This is a genomic window from Winogradskyella ouciana, assembly GCF_009709615.1.
Classification (GTDB): Bacteria; Bacteroidota; Bacteroidia; order Flavobacteriales; family Flavobacteriaceae; genus Winogradskyella; species Winogradskyella ouciana.
On record NZ_WJYA01000002.1, the window covers coordinates 190,587 to 206,973 of the forward strand.

A 16,387-nucleotide genomic window follows, 5' to 3' on the forward strand; every position below is an offset into this window, starting at 1 on the left:
ATTTGGTTGGTTATTTTTCTAATTGATCCAACGCTTACTAGCGGAATGCTTCGCAAACCAAACCAGAAAAGCAGCAAAAACAATTATTATGTAAGCCATTATCTTGTTCGCACTGAAGTCTACTCCATTTAAGTCGGCGATAAATAAGAAATAGATCATCTGTATAGTTGCAGCTATAAATGAAAGTATTAAGAATAACTTTGCTGTTTTTTTTCTAATTAACAATAATAAACAACCTAAGGCGCCAGAGAAAACTGCTATAGCAAATAGGGCTGTGTACCAGGCAGGTAAATTATTCATAACTTCAAGCTGATCAGTGGTATAAGTATCTGTGTAAGCTGCTGTTTCGTATGCTTGACTTAAGTAACCATGTACACCCATTCCATTCCAGATAAGTGCAATAACACTGACAATCCAAAACCAAATTGGAGGTTTGTTAACTAATGTTGTCATAATAATATTGATTTAATTTAGTTAGTTTTTAGCAGAATTATCTACCATTAAGAATAACAATTTATGAAAAATTTTTAGAACGTTATTTGTTAATCCAACTTCAATAAACAAAAAAAAGGGTGAAATAAAATTTCCACCCTTCTTTAAATACCATTTATATATAGTTAATCTACTACATGTAATTTTGGTTCCTTGTCAACAAATTTGCCGTTGACAGATTCTCCGAGAATTATAACTTCTTTTGATCGTTCGTACATCTTTATAGCACGATGCATCTGTAATTTGGTGCCACTGTAAAGCTTAACACCTGATTTTGAACCTTTGTTGCGGATTTCAATATAATATCCGTCTTTTAACTTTGTTGGTCTTGTTGCTGGTCTACCCATAAAATAAATGTGTGTTTTAAAAGTTGTGCATAATACTGAAAATTCTTTCAACATACAAGTTTATTTTTAACTATTCCAAACTGAGATATTAACATGTTAAATAACTTTAACAATTAGTGCTTTCATTAACAAAACTTTAAGTTAATAAAACAGGCACATCGTTAAACCTTGTTAAGTCGCTTGACAGGCTCTACTGTAACCATATATTAATATTGAGCAAATATTGAGCATATAAGTTTAACCAAAAACAAAATTCATATATGAACTATTTAAATATAAAAGACGAAAAAATATTACCAACAGTTGTAGAGCTTAATACATTATTGGCGGATTATCACATTTACTATCAAAACCTTAGAAATTTTCATTGGAATATTTTAGGTGAGAATTTCTTTGAACTGCATGATAAATTCGAAGAATTATATACAGATGCAAGAGTAAAAATAGATGAAATAGCAGAACGTATATTAACGTTGCGCTACCATCCAATGAGTAAACTTAAGGATTACTTAAAATCAGCATCAATTGAAGAGGCAACTTCAAAATTAACAGATAAAGAAATGGTAACAACAATTTTAGACAATCATGCCACATTATTATCACAGATGTCTAAAGTCATAGACAAAGCGGAAAATGCTAAAGACGAAGGAACCATAGATCTAATAGGAGCTTACATTAGAGAATTAGAAAAAAGTAGTTGGATGCTAGATGCCTTTACAAAAGAAACCGCATCACAATTAAATGAGAGCGTTTTAGAAGCATAAGAGTTAAGGCTTTCTAAAAAAAAGTAGTTAATTGAATAAAATATTAACAAACAAATGAAAGAACAATTTAATGAAGCCCTCGGTAATCTTATTGAAAAGTTACAAGGCTGGTTTAATACAACGATAGAATACATACCTAATTTTATTTTAGCAATTTTAGTAATGGTAGCAGCTTTTTTTGCTGCTAGATATATAAGCAAAATTGTAGGTAAATTGGTATCTAAGAAAATTGAACAAGATTCAATTAAAAATGCCATAGCAAGAGTATCTGCTGTTGTAGTTGTGGCCTTAGGTTTATTTATAGCCCTAGGAGTAATGAACTTAGGTAAAGCATTAACCTCATTGCTTGCTGGTGCTGGTGTTGTAGGTTTAGCTATAGGTTTAGCATTACAAGGCACTTTGGCCAATACATTTGCAGGGCTAATACTGTCTTTTAGAAAGAAAATTCGTATCGGTGACTGGGTAGAAACTACGGGATATTCTGGTGAAGTAATGGATATCAATTTAAAAGATTTTACTCTAAAAGAATCAGATAACAATATCGTTGTCATTCCTAATAAGACCATTTTAGATAACCCTCTTAAAAACTACTCACTAACTACAAAGATGAGAGTCTTTTTAGAATGTGGTGTAGGGTATGAGTCCGACCTTGAAAAAGTAGAGCAGTTGACAAAGGAGGTAATTGCAAATACTTTTGACCAGGTTGAAAAACCTGAGGACGTAGAGTTTTACTACACTGAATTCGGTGGTAGTTCTATAAACTATCTTTGCAGATTTTGGATTGATGCCGAAAGTATGCTAGAGAAGCTAAAAGCTAAGACCAAAGCTATAATTGAGATTAAAAAAGCTTACGATAAGGAAGATATTAATGTCCCTTTCCCTATAAGAACACTACAGTTTGACAATCAACTAAATATTGAGACTCCAAATAATAAAGGGGATTTTAACAAAAATTAAAGAATTAACGATTTGTTCTTAGAAATAAGCTAAAACTAATTTGATAAGAGCAAACGCATTCGCTATATCATTACGATATTAGCTACGTAAGGTTCTGAAAATCAGAACAAATTAAAATACTAATCATTTAAAGCTATAATAATATGTTACGTTGGACAATCACATTTGTAATTATTGCAATCATCGCCGGAATTCTAGGATTTGGCGGCATAGCAGGAGCATCTGCAGGAATTGCGAAAATCTTATTTTTTGTATTTCTAGTACTATTTATAATTTCACTTTTAAGAGGCTCCACTAAAAAAGTCTAGAGAAAATCTTTCTGGAATAATTATTAGTTTAACTAAAAATAAAATAAAACATGAAATTTAAAATATTTGCATTGGCACTTGTTGCTTTCGTTGGCATGCAAGCCCAAGAAAAAAAAGAAGAAACAGACAAAACGAACAAAGATAAAATGGTTGTAACTAAAACCAAAATCATCAACGTTATGGAAAATGGTGAGATGGTGCAGAAAAAAGTTATGATCAAAACTACTAAAGAGCAAAAAATAAAGACTGATCCAAGTTATGAGGGTACTATTAATGCACCGAGAGTTTTTCCTGCAACTAAGGTATCAAAAGTAATTTATATTGATAATGATGAAGATCCATTTTATGATAGTCAATCAGAATTAACTTTTTACCAGCACGATGGAAAAACCTACGCGTTCAATCCGACCGATACAGGTTTCGAAATTAGTGAAAAGGAGTCTAATGAGACTTTAGCAAATGCTAGATTCTCTAATAATGCCGACGTATATCTCTTAGAAACAGGAGATTATTCAGGGATAGGATACTTTAGAAACGGTATGTTCGTAATAGAATATTACGACGATGATGGAACGTTGATCGTTAAAAAATTTAACGATAGTAAGCTGTAGTCAGCACCATATATAAATTTTTAAAGCCATCAAGTTGATGGCTTTTTCTTATTTTTATGCAAACCGAAAAATCCATGAGTACAACTATACCAAAAGAAACCCTTACATTTTTTAAAAAGCTAGCTAAGAACAATGATAGAGACTGGTTTAATGAGCACAAACCAGAGTTTAAAGCCATTGAGACTAAGGTGAAAGCGGCTTATAACTATTTGGGTGAGTTGATGAATTCGCATGATCAGATTGAAAAAATAAAAATCTTTAGAATCTATAGAGACGTACGGTTTTCTAAAAACAAATTACCTTATAAAACCCATTTTGGTGGTTCGTTCGCAAGGAAAAAACCAGAATTAAGAGGTGGTTATTATTTACATATTCAGCCCAATGACGAGTCGTTTATAGCTACAGGTTTTTGGGAGCCAAATAAGGAAGACCTATTGCGCATTAGAAAGGAATTTGAAATGGATGATAGCGAGATGCGAGCTATCCTAAATGATAAAGCTTTTAAAGAAACTTGGGGCGGATTTGTTGGCGATGAACTAAAGACAGCACCAAAGGGATTTGATAAAGAGCATCCAGCGATAGATTTAATCCGTAGAAAGCAATTCATCTTTACAAAGAAATATAAAGACAAAGACGTTATTGCTGAAGGTTTTTTAGAAGAGGTCAATGACGATTTTAAAAAAATACGACCTTACTTTGATTATATGAGCGATGTGCTAACCACTAATCTTAATGGTGAATCTTTGCTTTAAACAGCCTGTAAAACTTCTGGCTTTGTAAAAAGCTGAACGCTGTCAATAAGGCGTTCTTTTACAATATTCATCATGCGCTTGTTCAATGCAGATGAATTTTCAATGTACAACGCATATTCCTCTGTGGTAAATTGACCTATAATCATTCCTTTTACAGAGTTTCTAAACTTCATATCCTTATGTATGGTATTGTCAATATAAGCCAACTGTTTCTGCAGTGTTAAATCGTAAAATACATTCTTGCGCTTAACAATATAATTGTTAAATACGGCAACGATCAAATCGTGCTGCATTTTAATAATCGGACGCAGTGTTTTATTCTGAAATAACTCTTCAGAACTCATGGAATCATAAATTTTTGCAGAAAGAATAACAGGTCTAATGGCCAGTAGATTTTCAGTTCGGGTTGACATGGTTAAGTAATTTATTTAATTCGGAATTAAATTTAAGTATTAACTTACAGCTATAGCTTTAAGGTCATTTATGTTGTTAACGGTGTTATTAACATTGGTGATTTTAGAATAGGAAAATCCTATATCTTTTAATTCATAAATAGCCTTTTAACTTTATCTTTGAGTAAAACTTTTAAATATGAAATTCGGAAGTGTTGATAATCCAGGTGATATTGATTTTACCTTACCTCCAGACCATCCTGACACCTTAAAGACCTTGCGGAAAAACCCATCGGACAAGTTCAATGTGTTTGTTGGTTGTGCTAAATGGAACAAGGCAGACTTAAAGGGCTTTTATCCAAGAGGTACAAAAGATGAACTGGAGTACTATTCGCGTCAATTCAATTCCATCGAACTCAATGCTACATTTTATAGAATATTTCCGCCAGAACAGTTTGAAAAGTGGTACGATAAAACACCAGATAATTTTAAGTTTTTTCCAAAACTGAGCCAGGAAATCAGCCATTGGAAACGTCTCAACGAGGACATCAACCCAGTTGTAGACAACTATCTTAACAGTGCCATCAATTTAAAAGAAAAGTTAGGCTGTATATTTTTACAAATGCACAGCAACTTTGCACCTAAGGATTTTGATCGTGTGGTGAATTTTGCTGAAAGTTGGCCAAAAGAAGTACCATTGGCTATTGAGTTTAGACACACAGATTGGTACAATGACAAGACCATTGCTAAAGATTTATATCAATTGCTTGAAAAAAACAATATTTCCAACGTAATTGTAGATAGTGCAGGCAGAAGAGATTTAATGCATATGCGATTAACCAACTCTAGAGCATTTATACGCTACGTAGGTGCCAATCATAAAAGCGATTACACCAGATTAGATGATTGGGTAGAACGTTTAAAAATTTGGAAAGACAATGGCATTGAAGAAATCGATTTCTTTGTCCACCAAAATATTGAAAAAGAATCACCTTTGCTTTCAGCTTATTTTATAAAACAACTTAATGACAATTTAGGAACTGAGTTAAAAATACCAAATGATGATTCTGATTCACAACAAACACTACTTTAAATAGGTTACTTTAAACTAACTACTTAATACTAATTACTATTAATGAGATTCCATACCAGAAAATGGGTAAAACCCGAAGACCTAAATCCCAATGGCACCTTGTTCGGAGGGCAATTGTTAGCTTGGATAGACGAAGAAGCTGCTTTATACACAATTATTCAATTAGAAAACTCCAAGATTGTCACCAAGTATATTTCAGAAATCAACTTTATGGCATCAGCCAAAAAAGGAGATATCGTTGAGATTGGTATCGAGGTGACTAAATTTGGCAAAACATCTATTACCATGAAATGTGAAGCCAGAAATAAGATGACAAGAGAAACCATCTTAACTGTAGATAACATTATTATGGTTAACCTTGGTGAAGACGGCAAACCTGTACCACATGGTAAAACGGAAATTGAGTTTGTTAAGGATCGATTAAAAGACTAAAACTATTTCCCCAATTTAAGAATTCGAAGTGCACCTTGAAATACCAAGATAAATACAATTGTTCCAACGATTAAGTCAGGCTTATTTGAATTGAGCCAATGCACAGAAACAGCAGCTACAATAACACCAATATTGATAATAATATCATTGGATGTAAAAATCATACTTGCTTTTATATGGGCTTCGTTCTTTCCTTTTGATTTTTGTAAGAGGTAAAGACAAATAGCATTCGCAATCAATGCCAATAATGAAATTATAATCATCATCTTAAAATCAGGCAGTTTTTCCTGGTCAAAAAATCGTCTCAACACTTCTACGAATCCAATCACTGCAAGCAATATCTGAAACCAACCTGCTAGTGTGGCAATACGCTTTTTCTTTGTAAGCGTTCCACCAACCGCTAATAAGCTTATACCATAAACAAAAGAATCAGCCAGCATATCTAAACTATCTGCCACCAATCCCATAGATTTTGAAATGATGCCTGTGGTCATTTCAAGAATAAAAAACACAAAGTTTATGACGAGGACAGACCAAAGCAACTTTTTTTGATTGTTGTTGGTTTCAAACTCCGTATTAGCTATAGTTTCATTTGATATAAGCTTAGAGCTCAGTTTTAATTCGTAAAGAGTATTGGCTATGGCTTCTTTATTTTCATTGTGGAAAACAGTCAACCTTCTATTTGTAATATCAAAATCAAGATGTTTAATGTTTTGATACTGATTAAGTTTCATTCTAATGAGTTGCTCTTCAGAAGGGCAATCCATTTTCTGTATTTCAAAGAGTGTCTTTTCCAAGTAATCAGATAAATTTTAGCTATTATGACCTAAAGATAGTTCATAAATTTCCAAATCAAAATACTTAACCGAAGCTAAAACATGATCAAAAATATCTCCGATAATATATTCATAATTCACCCAGCGCTGGTCTTTACTAAAGGCATAAATTTCCATTGGGATACCTTGTGGAGTAGGCTCTAACTGTCGTACCATAAAAGTCATATCCTTGTTAATGGCAGAATGATTTTCAATATAGGTCTGTAGATACTTTCTAAACACACCAAAATTGGTGAGATTTACACCATTGATAAGCAAAGATTTGTCGGCACCACTTTCCTTATTTTGAGCTTCTATTTTTGTAGAAATGGAATTTAGATAATCGGTTACCAATTGAATCTTCTTCAATTCCTCGACATCCTCCGCAGTTAAAAATCTAATGGTTGAAACCTTAACAATTACGGAACGTTTAATACGTCGTCCACCAGAAGCCATCATTCCTCTCCAGTTCTTAAACGAATCCGAAATTAAGGCATAGGTCGGTATGGTTGTAATGGTCATATCCCAATTCTGCACTTTTACTGTTGCCAAATTGATTTCTGTAACATCACCATCAGCGCCATATTTTTCAAAAGTGATCCAATCGCCAATACGCACCATATCGTTAATGGAGACTTGGATGCTTGCCACAAAACCAAGGATGGTATCCTTAAAGATCAAAATAATAACAGCGGATGCAGCACCAAGAGACGCAGCAAATTTTAGGAATGAAATCCCTGTGACTATGGCTATAATGGAAAATAGTCCCAATAACCATGCAAAAATCATAAAGACCTGTATATAACTATCAACAGGTTTGTCCCTATATTGTGGTAAGGTTTTTAAATAGTCTCTAATAGAGTGAAGAAGTCTTCTAATGATTTGTAGCGCCAGCACTATCGCGATAACTTTCAATGTGTTTTCCACTATTGATTCTGTAAATTCAAAATCGAAAAAAACCTGAGGCACAAATTCAATTAAAATGATGAGCGGAATAATATGTGCAACCGCTCTTGGAAGCTTATTTCGGATTAAGATATCATCAAAATCGGTTTTGGTACGCTTAGCGACTCCTGAAGAAAATTTCCAGAGTAATCGCTTGGTGACGTAATCCACAACAAATGCTATTAACAAAAGTGCCAATAATAAACCCAGCATATTAAGATAGATGGCTGTGGTTTCAGAAAAACCCTTGTCTATCAAAAAATCGTAGATAAAATGTTTAATGTTTTGCATTTGATTTCCTTAAGAATTTCTTTTCTACATAAAATGTGGCAAAAGGAATAATAGAAGCCAGTAATACAGTGCGCAATGTTCTATTGTTCCATTTCATATCCTTACTGATGAGAATCGCTAATATGATGTAAGCAATAAACAATAAGCCATGTGGCATACCCAATAATTTTACATACTGCGGATCATTGCCAAAATATTTTATAGGTGTTGCTACAAATAATAAAAGGATATAAGAAACCCCTTCGAGTAAGGTAACAATTCTAAAAACAGGAAGTAGCTTTAACATAATTTCATTTTATGCAAAAGTACTTTAGAATGGAGGAATAACCATAGTATTTTAACAGCTTTTAAGAAATAAATTGCAACTACGATTCAATTATTTATCTTTAAAGTCTCAACTAAAAAACACTTATCCCAATATGAAAAATTTCTTCGCCATAACGCTTTGCACATTAGTCGTTTTTTCATGTGCTACAACTGAAAAAGCATCTAAATCAAAAACACCACAAGCAGCAACGGCAAATGCACAAACACCAAAAAAGAAAAACGGAAAGATTAAGGATTATGATAAGGTGATTACCAAAGATGCCAAAACTGACGAAGGATTATTCGATGTGCATTTGGTAGGGGAGAAGTACTATTACGAAATACCAATGGAATACCTTAATACGGATATGCTATTGGTGAGTAGACTAGCAAAATTGCCTTCAAATTTAGGTGGAGGCTATGTAAATGCTGGTACAAAAATTAATACCCGAATGATCAATTGGGAGCGGTTTAAGGACAAAATACTAATAAAGGAAAAATCATCTAGCGCTGTAGCTGCAGATAGTTTGCCAATTAATGTGTCGGTTAGGGCTAATAATTATGAGCCAACATTATATGCGTTTGATATCGCGGCATTTTCTAAAGACTCATCTGCTATAGTGATTGATGTTACTAAATTTTACGACTCAGACGTTAAAGCAATTAGCGGCTTGCCTTCGTCCTTTAGAAAACAGTATAAGGTGCGAAGTCTTGATAAATCCAGAAGTTTCATTAATTCCGTGAGGAGCTATCCTGAAAATATCGAAGTCGTTCAGGATTTTACCTATAATGCAGCCGAACCACCAAGTAACTCTACTGCTGAGACCATAAGTATGCAAATTAATCAGTCCATGATTTTATTGCCAGAAGAACCAATGCAACCGCGTTATTTTGATGAGAGAGTAGGTTGGTTTACACTCAGTCAATACGATTATGGAAGTGACGAACTTAAAGCAGATAGAAAAACTTACTTAAGACGTTGGAAATTAATTCCAAAAGACATTGAAGCTTATAAAAGAGGTGAGCTTGTGGAGCCTGTAAAACCGATTGTGTATTATTTGGATCCTGCGACTCCTGAAAAATTTCGTTCATACATGAAGGAAGGTATAGAACTATGGCAAACAGCATTTGAAGCAGCAGGCTTTAAAAATGCCATCATCGCCAAAGATCCGCCAACCAAAGAAGAAGACCCAGAGTTTAGTCCAGAAGACATTCGTTACTCGGTAGTACGTTACGTAGCAAGTACGACGCGTAATGCCACAGGACCAAGTGTCTCTGACCCTCGAAGTGGTGAAATCATAGAAAGTGATATTATTTGGTATCACAACCATTTACGCTCTTACAGAAACCGTTATTTATTAGAAACTGGTGCAGCAAATCCATCTGCAAGAACACTGAATACTCCAGATGATGAAATCGGTGAAATGATGAAAATGGTAATTGCGCACGAAGTTGGGCATACCTTAGGTTTACCACACAACATGAGTGCCAGTTATGCCTATGATGTTGAGAGTTATAGAGATGGTGACTTTACCCAAAAAAATGGTATCGCAGCAACCATCATGGATTACGCACGCTATAATTACATTGCACAACCAGGTGATGAAAATATTAGATTTGTGAGACAATTGGGACCTTATGATGATTATGCCATCAATTTTGGTTACCGCTATATCCCAGAAGCAAATTCAGCTGACGATGAAAAAGAAACCTTGAATCGTTGGATTATGGAAAAAGCTGGTGATCCAAAATATAAATTTGGCAAACAAAGTAGCCGTTTTGACCCAACTGCACAAACTGAGGATATTGGCAATAACAGTATAAAAGCCAGTACATACGGCTTGAAGAATCTAAAATATGTTGCTAAAAATTTACCAAGCTGGACAAGTGATCAAACCGATAATTATGAAGATTTAGAGGAACTTTACGGAGAGCTACTTGGAGTATGGAGTCGCTATGTTGGCCATGTGGTTGCCCATGTCGGTGGAGTAGTGGAAGACACTAAGAATCCATCTCAAGAAGGTATGGTATATAATCCTGTAGATAAAGCCTATCAAAAGGATGCGATTCAATGGTTGCACAAAAATGCATTTGAAACACCTGAGTGGTTAATCGATAGATCAATTCTTCAAAATATAAACTATGCAGGATATACTGAGCAACTAAGACGCTTGCAAAGCCGTCACCTGAATAATTTATTGAATTTTGAGCGCATTGGCAGACTTATTGATCATCATACCATGGATAGTGATAATTATTCTGCTTTAAATATGCTTAAAGATATACGTTTAGGCTTATGGAAAGAGACACGCTCTGGTGCTAACGTATCAGTTTTTAGACGTAACTTACAGCGCGTTTATTTGGATAGAATGGAGTACCTAATGACAGAAAAATTAGATCCTAGACGTAGCAGACAGTATTTTGATGTGAATCAGTCTGATGTAAGGGCTTTGGTAAGAGGAGAGCTTAACCAATTGAAACAAGTATTAAATTCAGCAGTTAGAGCATCGGTTAACACGGAAACCAAATACCATTATAGAGATTGTATAGAAAGAATTAATAACCTTTTTGAACCAAAATAAAATGAAAAAATATTTATTCATACTAACACTATTGTTCGGATTTACGGCGACAAGCCTAAGTTGTGCCCAATCTAAAACAACACAAAAAGAAAAGTTTCAATCTACATACAATGAGATGAAAGCTTTGGTACAGTCCAAAGATTATAAGTTTGTCGGAGATTTTGTGTACAATAATAAAAAGAGAGAGAAATTAGATAGTGCTACGAATAATATAGCTGTAAACCAAAGTGAAGTTTCAGGATTTGCATCTGCTTTATATGCTAAAGATGAAGTAATTAATGTTAATGGAAAAATTACAAATTACAACGTTAACTTTGATGATGATGCGCAAGAAATAGCGATTGAATTTACTGTAGATGATATAAAAGTTTATATAGACATAAAACCAAATGGTAATGCATTTTTAGCCATAAAGTCTAGTGTTAATAACATTACGCAGGTCGGTAAAGTACAAAGTAGATAAAATTGTATATTTGCCACAAGTTTATTGAAGATACCACACCACACTAGTAACATTTTCTACGTTATCTTTTCTGGTTTTTAATACGATTCATTGTTAAGTAAATTAACTTGTTTGCATTATATATTTTCATAAGCAAGCATATATTAATTTTTAAAACAACGAATGGGTAGATCACAACAGACATTTAGTAAAAGCGAAAAAGAAAAAAAACGATTAAAAAAGCGAGAGGAAAAGCGTAAGAAGATGGAAGCGCGCAAACTCGAAAAAGAAGAAAGCGGAACCACAGGTATTCCTTTGGCATATGTGGACCACAACGGAAACCTTACGGATACTCCACCAGATCCTTCAATGAAAATCAAGGTAAAAGCCAAAAACATTGTTCTTGGTGTACCTCAAAAAGAAGATTCTGACGAAGAATTTGACCCAGTTAGAAATGGTAAAGTGTCATTTTATGATAGCTCTAAAGGGTTCGGATTTATAATCGATACAGAAACTAACGAAAAGCATTTTACGCACGTCAGTAATATTATAGACGAAATTGCTGAGAACGATAAAGTCACTTTTGAACTTGAAAAAGGACAACGTGGCATGAATGCCGTGAAAGTAAAAAAAGCATAACAATACACTTTGAAAATAACATAAAGCCATTATCTTAGATAGTGGCTTTTTTACATCCAACAAGTTTATGAATCCAAGAATAGTTACCATACAAGAAAAAAGGCTCATTGGCATGAAAAGTCATATGCTAAGGCATCAGATGGAAAGTATTATTGCGCTTTGGAAACAATTTATGCCTCGAAAAGAAGAAGTTGGTAATTGGGTAAATGATGAGTTAATTGCTATGCAAGAGTATAAGGATTTTGGTAATTTTAACCAGCCTTTTGATATATGGGCATGTGCCGAAGTTTCAGAAATTAAGAATATTCCAGAAGGTATGATGTCTAAGCTCATTCCCAGCGGTTTGTACGCTGTGTTTCTTCATAAAGGCATGGATGCTGGAGCAACGTACCAACGTATAATGAGCGAATGGCTACCGAATTCTGGGTATCAAATCGATGATAGACCACATTTTCAAATAATGGGATCAAAGTACAAAAACGGAAGCCCAGACTCAGAAGAGGATTTTTATGTGCCTATCAAAAAAATTTAATAAATATGAATAAGTAGAATATTTATTCCTTTTTATCTACTAAAGAATTTACCATATTTTCCAGGTCAGATTTAACAGATTTTAAATCGGGAAAATGATTTGTTGGATTTTCATAACAACGAGCGATATAATAACTTTTATCAAAATTTAAGCCTTTTTTTTTATATGTGTTTCTTAATTTCATTCCTTCACTTCTTAATGAGTTGTTGTAATAGTTTATAATTTCTTCATTTACCTCTGTTATAGACTTTTCATAATTAATGTTTTTTTTATCCATAACGGAAACTATTTTCTCTCTCGCAACTTTTAACAAATCACCTATCTTATGGATAAAGATATTAGTTTTCTTTATTAATTCTTTATTAGAAATATCTTTATAATAAGCAGAGTTTGATTTTTTAATACGTTCAGTTTCTTCGGATTTATTTTGTTTTCTTATAACACTATAATTACTTCTTTTTCCAAGGTAATTGGCACCTACATGCTCGAATAATCTGTTTATTTGGAAAGCTCTCTCACTAAATTCACGATTAAAATCGTCTGACTCATACCCTATAATAAATATGCCATAATCATTATATATATAAACTTGTTCTGCACCATAATGAATACCCTTAAAAGTTAATTCGTTTAAGATTAATTCAACCTGAAATACAACGAAACCTTTATTGTCTATTATTTCCAATGCTTGGTCGTCATAATTAATAGAGAAATTATTGCTTTTATTCAGTGCCCAATTACCATCTTTTAATTCGATTATTCTGTTGCCATATTTATCATTTAAGATTGTTGAAATAAGAACGCTCTCTTTTGAAAGTTTAACCAATATATCTAAAGTAAAATTGGAAAATATCTTAGACATATTTACACCTTTTTCTAAGTGTGTGGAAGGTAGGATAACAGAATTACTGGCTAAATAACACTTAAACTCACTAGAATTAGGTCTTTTAAGTTTGACCGTTCCCTTTTGCCTTTGTTCAATTTCTATAATTTCTGCTACTTGGTTGGTCTTTGAAGTAATTTCAGATATTTCATTGGTTAATTCAGAAATTTTATCTGTATTGGTATTGATGTTCTTAGAAAAATTTAAAACATCATTTGCTAACTTTTCTATACTATCTGATTTATCTTTCAACTCAATTTGTTTCTCTTCTAATTTTTCATTTGATTTATTCAAAGATGTCTTCAAATTAATAATCTCTATTTTTTGAGATTCTATAATATCTTTTTTATCAGCCTCAGAATCAAATATTTGTTTTATTGCATAAATGAAACCACTAATACCTCCTAATGCAATAAATAAAAAAAGTACTTTAGTAAAAGTATCCATATTTTTAATTTTGCTATACATATAGATAAAATTAAGAATAAAAGTTTGGTAGATATTATCCTTGCTTAAAGAGTTGTAAACAATATTGTTTTAAGAGTTAAAAACTAACTCTAAATTCACAACCAACTTTATAATTACTACAGCCAAAAGCGGTTTTACCTTTTAATATTTTACCTGTTTTGCATTTTGGGCATGTATCACCAGCTTTTACAACTGCTTTCTTAGTGGTTTGTTTGGGCTCTAGCTTTAGTTTAAAAGCATCATCAAAGCGCAATAAACCTTCAACGGATTCACCATTTATTTTAAACCCTTTTAAGTTTACAGTAGAACCCTTGCTCAATAACCGTATGTACTGATTTTCAGAAATGGTTTTCTCGCCAAACTTAAAAGGCAATGTAAAATCACAAGACTTACCATATAGATTACAACCGTAAGCCGATTTTCCTTTTATAAGCTGACCAGATTTGCACTTTGGACATTTACTGCCCACTAAATTTTTAGCTTTTGTTTTTCCTTTCGATTTCGACTTCGATTTTCCTACGGGTTTATTATTTACTGCAGAAATCCGTGTTTGCACTTTCTCACTTCTCACTTCATAGACCAAGGCATCAACCATCCGTTTCATCCCTTTAATAAAGGCATTGGCGCTAATTTTACCTTTTTCAATATCCTTTAGTTGCTTTTCCCAGGTTCCGGTTAGTTCGGCAGATTTTAGCAATTCATTTTGTATGGTATCAATAAGTTGAACACCAGTTACCGTAGGTAATATCTGCTTTTTGTTGCGTTTTATGTACTTACGTTTAAACAGCGTTTCAATGATATTAGCACGCGTGGATGGTCTGCCAATCCCGTTTTCTTTCATTAAATCTCGTAGCTCATCATCATCCACTTGCTTGCCAGCGGTTTCCATGGCGCGCAGGAGAGAGGCTTCCGTGTATTGTTTTGGTGGCTTGGTCTGCTTTTCTAAGAATGAAGGCTCGTGTGGTCCTTTTTCGCCTTTTGCAAATGTTGGTAAAATGGATTCCCCTTTGTTTTTAGAAGTGTCTGATTCAAAAACAACGCGCCAACCTTTGGATAAAATCTCTTTGCCAGTGGTTTTAAAATTGACATCAGCTGCTTTTCCAATGACTGTAGTATTAGAAACTTTACAATCGTCATAAAAAACCGCTATAAAACGCTTAACAATAATATCATAAACTTGCTGCTCGTTGTATTGCAAATGGGTCTGTATTCCTGTTGGAATTATAGCATGGTGATCGGTTACTTTTTTATCGTTAAACACCTTAGCGGATTTCTTTATTTTTTTAGTCAATAAAGGTGCTGTAAGATTAGAGTAATCAGTAAGTTTAGTTAAAATACCTTTTACTTTTGGATACACATCATTTGGTAAAAACGTGGTATCAACTCTTGGGTAAGTCACAGCCTTTTTTTCATATAGCTTTTGCGCAATTTTTAAGGTGTCATCTGCCGAAAACCCAAACTTAGTATTACAATACACCTGTAAACCTGTAAGGTCAAATAGCTTAGGAGCATATTCAGTACCTTTCTTTTTGGTGATGGAAACAATTTCAAACTCGTGCTCTTTTACCTTGTTGGCTAAAATCTCTCCATCTTCCATCTTAAGAAAACGACCTTCCTCATAACTAAACAAGGTGTCTCTATATAAGGTTTGTAGTTCCCAATAAGGCTGTGGTACGAAGTTTTCAATCTCTTTAAAACGATTGACTAACATGGCAAGCGTAGGAGTCTGTACACGTCCTACCGAAAGCACCTGTTTGTAACCACCATGTTTTACGGTATAAAGTCGTGTAGCATTAATACCAAGAAGCCAATCACCAATAGATCTAGAAAAGCCAGCATAGTAGAGGTTATCATAATCTTTTGAGGATTTGAGATTTTTAAAACCTTCTTTTATAGCCTCAGTGGTTAATGACGAAATCCATAAACGCTGCACTTTACCCTTATAGTTAGCTTCATTGATCACCCAACGCTGAATCAATTCTCCTTCCTGGCCAGCATCACCACAGTTTATAACCACTTCGGCTTTATCAAAAAGTGATTTTACAATATTGAATTGCTTTTTTATGCCCTCATTATCAGCAACCTTAACCTGAAATTTTTCAGGAAGCATCGGCAAGTTGTTTAAGTCCCAACTTTTCCAATACGGTTTGTAATCTGCAGGTTCATATAAAGTGCAGAGATGCCCAAACGTGTAAGTTACCGCATAGCCATTGCCTTCAAAGTAACCATCACGCTTGGTGTTGGCTCCTAATACTGCTGCAATTTCTCTCGCTACACTTGGTTTTTCGGCTATACAAACTTTCAAAAGGAAGCTAATTTAATGAAGCCACAAAATA

General features: G+C 33.7%; 19 protein-coding genes. 11 read left to right on the forward strand and 8 right to left on the reverse strand.

Going from position 1 to position 16,387, the window contains the following annotated elements; translation table 11 throughout:
* Positions 1–18: 18 nt before the first annotated feature.
* Positions 19–453 carry a hypothetical protein gene (locus F1003_RS01665; RefSeq protein WP_155087461.1) on the reverse strand — a complete coding sequence of 145 codons (435 nt, stop codon included), beginning with the start codon at positions 451–453 and terminating at the stop codon, positions 19–21.
* Positions 454–617: 164 nt separating this feature from the next.
* Positions 618–839, reverse strand: a complete 222-nt coding sequence (locus F1003_RS01670; protein ID WP_155087696.1) for a hypothetical protein — start codon at positions 837–839, stop codon at positions 618–620.
* 260 nt (positions 840–1,099) lie between these two features.
* On the opposite strand from F1003_RS01670, the gene F1003_RS01675 reads away from it, so the two are divergent.
* From F1003_RS01675 to F1003_RS01695, 5 genes are all read left to right on the forward strand, one after another.
* Entirely contained in the window at positions 1,100–1,603 is a 504-nt protein-coding gene (locus F1003_RS01675) for a Dps family protein (protein WP_155087462.1), read from the forward strand.
* A 54-nt stretch (positions 1,604–1,657) separates the two neighbouring features.
* On the forward strand, positions 1,658–2,560 hold the full coding sequence (locus tag F1003_RS01680) for a mechanosensitive ion channel family protein (RefSeq protein WP_155087463.1): 903 nt from the start codon (positions 1,658–1,660) through the stop codon (positions 2,558–2,560).
* A gap of 143 nt (positions 2,561–2,703) precedes the next feature.
* The gene (locus F1003_RS01685) at positions 2,704–2,868 is read left to right on the forward strand and encodes a DUF1328 domain-containing protein (RefSeq protein ID WP_155087464.1); all 165 of its coding nucleotides are present in this window, start codon (positions 2,704–2,706) and stop codon (positions 2,866–2,868) included.
* Between the two features lie 50 nt (positions 2,869–2,918).
* On the forward strand, positions 2,919–3,479 hold the full coding sequence (locus F1003_RS01690) for a hypothetical protein (protein ID WP_155087465.1): 561 nt from the start codon (positions 2,919–2,921) through the stop codon (positions 3,477–3,479).
* 74 nt (positions 3,480–3,553) lie between these two features.
* Positions 3,554–4,231, forward strand: a complete 678-nt coding sequence (locus tag F1003_RS01695; RefSeq protein ID WP_155087466.1) for a DUF2461 domain-containing protein — start codon at positions 3,554–3,556, stop codon at positions 4,229–4,231.
* Here the strand turns inward: F1003_RS01695 and F1003_RS01700 are convergent.
* Positions 4,228–4,644: a glyoxalase gene (locus F1003_RS01700; protein ID WP_155087467.1), complete on the reverse strand. Its 417-nt coding sequence runs from the start codon at positions 4,642–4,644 to the stop codon at positions 4,228–4,230. The two genes, F1003_RS01695 and F1003_RS01700, sit on opposite strands and share 4 nt — an antisense overlap.
* 178 nt (positions 4,645–4,822) lie before the next feature.
* On the opposite strand from F1003_RS01700, the gene F1003_RS01705 reads away from it, so the two are divergent.
* Both F1003_RS01705 and F1003_RS01710 read left to right on the forward strand, forming a co-directional pair.
* Positions 4,823–5,716: a DUF72 domain-containing protein gene (locus F1003_RS01705; protein ID WP_155087468.1), complete on the forward strand. Its 894-nt coding sequence runs from the start codon at positions 4,823–4,825 to the stop codon at positions 5,714–5,716.
* Between the two features lie 42 nt (positions 5,717–5,758).
* Positions 5,759–6,148: an acyl-CoA thioesterase gene (locus tag F1003_RS01710; protein ID WP_155087469.1), complete on the forward strand. Its 390-nt coding sequence runs from the start codon at positions 5,759–5,761 to the stop codon at positions 6,146–6,148.
* A gap of 2 nt (positions 6,149–6,150) precedes the next feature.
* Here the strand turns inward: F1003_RS01710 and F1003_RS01715 are convergent, their stop codons facing one another.
* From F1003_RS01715 to F1003_RS01725, 3 genes are read right to left on the reverse strand one after another with little or no spacing between them, the layout of a single operon-like run.
* Positions 6,151–6,945, reverse strand: a complete 795-nt coding sequence (locus F1003_RS01715) for a cation efflux transmembrane domain-containing protein (protein WP_155087470.1) — start codon at positions 6,943–6,945, stop codon at positions 6,151–6,153.
* 15 nt (positions 6,946–6,960) lie between these two features.
* Positions 6,961–8,199 (reverse strand): mechanosensitive ion channel family protein, encoded by a 1,239-nt coding sequence (locus tag F1003_RS01720; protein ID WP_155087471.1) that lies wholly within the window; start codon positions 8,197–8,199, stop codon positions 6,961–6,963.
* Positions 8,186–8,485, reverse strand: a complete 300-nt coding sequence (locus F1003_RS01725; protein WP_155087472.1) for a DUF3817 domain-containing protein — start codon at positions 8,483–8,485, stop codon at positions 8,186–8,188. The genes F1003_RS01720 and F1003_RS01725 overlap by 14 nt, the downstream gene beginning before the upstream one ends.
* 133 nt (positions 8,486–8,618) lie before the next feature.
* Between F1003_RS01725 and F1003_RS01730 the strand changes: the two genes are divergently transcribed.
* From F1003_RS01730 to F1003_RS01745, 4 genes are all read left to right on the forward strand, one after another.
* The gene (locus F1003_RS01730) at positions 8,619–11,087 is read left to right on the forward strand and encodes a zinc-dependent metalloprotease (RefSeq protein WP_155087473.1); all 2,469 of its coding nucleotides are present in this window, start codon (positions 8,619–8,621) and stop codon (positions 11,085–11,087) included.
* 1 nt (position 11,088) lies between these two features.
* Positions 11,089–11,550: a DUF4251 domain-containing protein gene (locus F1003_RS01735; protein WP_155087474.1), complete on the forward strand. Its 462-nt coding sequence runs from the start codon at positions 11,089–11,091 to the stop codon at positions 11,548–11,550.
* 162 nt (positions 11,551–11,712) lie between these two features.
* A complete protein-coding gene (locus F1003_RS01740) occupies positions 11,713–12,168 on the forward strand; it encodes a cold-shock protein (RefSeq protein ID WP_155087475.1) in 456 nt (151 codons plus the stop codon).
* A gap of 67 nt (positions 12,169–12,235) precedes the next feature.
* Positions 12,236–12,700, forward strand: a complete 465-nt coding sequence (locus tag F1003_RS01745) for a GyrI-like domain-containing protein (protein ID WP_155087476.1) — start codon at positions 12,236–12,238, stop codon at positions 12,698–12,700.
* 22 nt (positions 12,701–12,722) lie between these two features.
* Here the strand turns inward: F1003_RS01745 and F1003_RS01750 are convergent, their stop codons facing one another.
* Together F1003_RS01750 and F1003_RS01755 are read right to left on the reverse strand one after the other, a co-directional pair.
* Positions 12,723–14,030 (reverse strand): hypothetical protein, encoded by a 1,308-nt coding sequence (locus F1003_RS01750; protein ID WP_155087477.1) that lies wholly within the window; start codon positions 14,028–14,030, stop codon positions 12,723–12,725.
* 97 nt (positions 14,031–14,127) lie between these two features.
* Positions 14,128–16,356: a type IA DNA topoisomerase gene (locus tag F1003_RS01755; protein ID WP_155087478.1), complete on the reverse strand. Its 2,229-nt coding sequence runs from the start codon at positions 16,354–16,356 to the stop codon at positions 14,128–14,130.
* Positions 16,357–16,387: the final 31 nt, after the last annotated feature.

Coding starts and splice junctions, on each gene's coding strand:
- F1003_RS01665 (WP_155087461.1), bottom strand. CDS start 453: ATGACAACATTAGTTAACAAACCTCCAATTTGGTTTTGGATTGTCAGT.
- F1003_RS01670 (WP_155087696.1), bottom strand. CDS start 839: ATGGGTAGACCAGCAACAAGACCAACAAAGTTAAAAGACGGATATTAT.
- F1003_RS01675 (WP_155087462.1), top strand. CDS start 1,100: ATGAACTATTTAAATATAAAAGACGAAAAAATATTACCAACAGTTGTA.
- F1003_RS01680 (WP_155087463.1), top strand. CDS start 1,658: ATGAAAGAACAATTTAATGAAGCCCTCGGTAATCTTATTGAAAAGTTA.
- F1003_RS01685 (WP_155087464.1), top strand. CDS start 2,704: ATGTTACGTTGGACAATCACATTTGTAATTATTGCAATCATCGCCGGA.
- F1003_RS01690 (WP_155087465.1), top strand. CDS start 2,919: ATGAAATTTAAAATATTTGCATTGGCACTTGTTGCTTTCGTTGGCATG.
- F1003_RS01695 (WP_155087466.1), top strand. CDS start 3,554: ATGAGTACAACTATACCAAAAGAAACCCTTACATTTTTTAAAAAGCTA.
- F1003_RS01700 (WP_155087467.1), bottom strand. CDS start 4,644: ATGTCAACCCGAACTGAAAATCTACTGGCCATTAGACCTGTTATTCTT.
- F1003_RS01705 (WP_155087468.1), top strand. CDS start 4,823: ATGAAATTCGGAAGTGTTGATAATCCAGGTGATATTGATTTTACCTTA.
- F1003_RS01710 (WP_155087469.1), top strand. CDS start 5,759: ATGAGATTCCATACCAGAAAATGGGTAAAACCCGAAGACCTAAATCCC.
- F1003_RS01720 (WP_155087471.1), bottom strand. CDS start 8,199: ATGCAAAACATTAAACATTTTATCTACGATTTTTTGATAGACAAGGGT.
- F1003_RS01725 (WP_155087472.1), bottom strand. CDS start 8,485: ATGTTAAAGCTACTTCCTGTTTTTAGAATTGTTACCTTACTCGAAGGG.
- F1003_RS01730 (WP_155087473.1), top strand. CDS start 8,619: ATGAAAAATTTCTTCGCCATAACGCTTTGCACATTAGTCGTTTTTTCA.
- F1003_RS01735 (WP_155087474.1), top strand. CDS start 11,089: ATGAAAAAATATTTATTCATACTAACACTATTGTTCGGATTTACGGCG.
- F1003_RS01740 (WP_155087475.1), top strand. CDS start 11,713: ATGGGTAGATCACAACAGACATTTAGTAAAAGCGAAAAAGAAAAAAAA.
- F1003_RS01745 (WP_155087476.1), top strand. CDS start 12,236: ATGAATCCAAGAATAGTTACCATACAAGAAAAAAGGCTCATTGGCATG.
- F1003_RS01750 (WP_155087477.1), bottom strand. CDS start 14,030: ATGGATACTTTTACTAAAGTACTTTTTTTATTTATTGCATTAGGAGGT.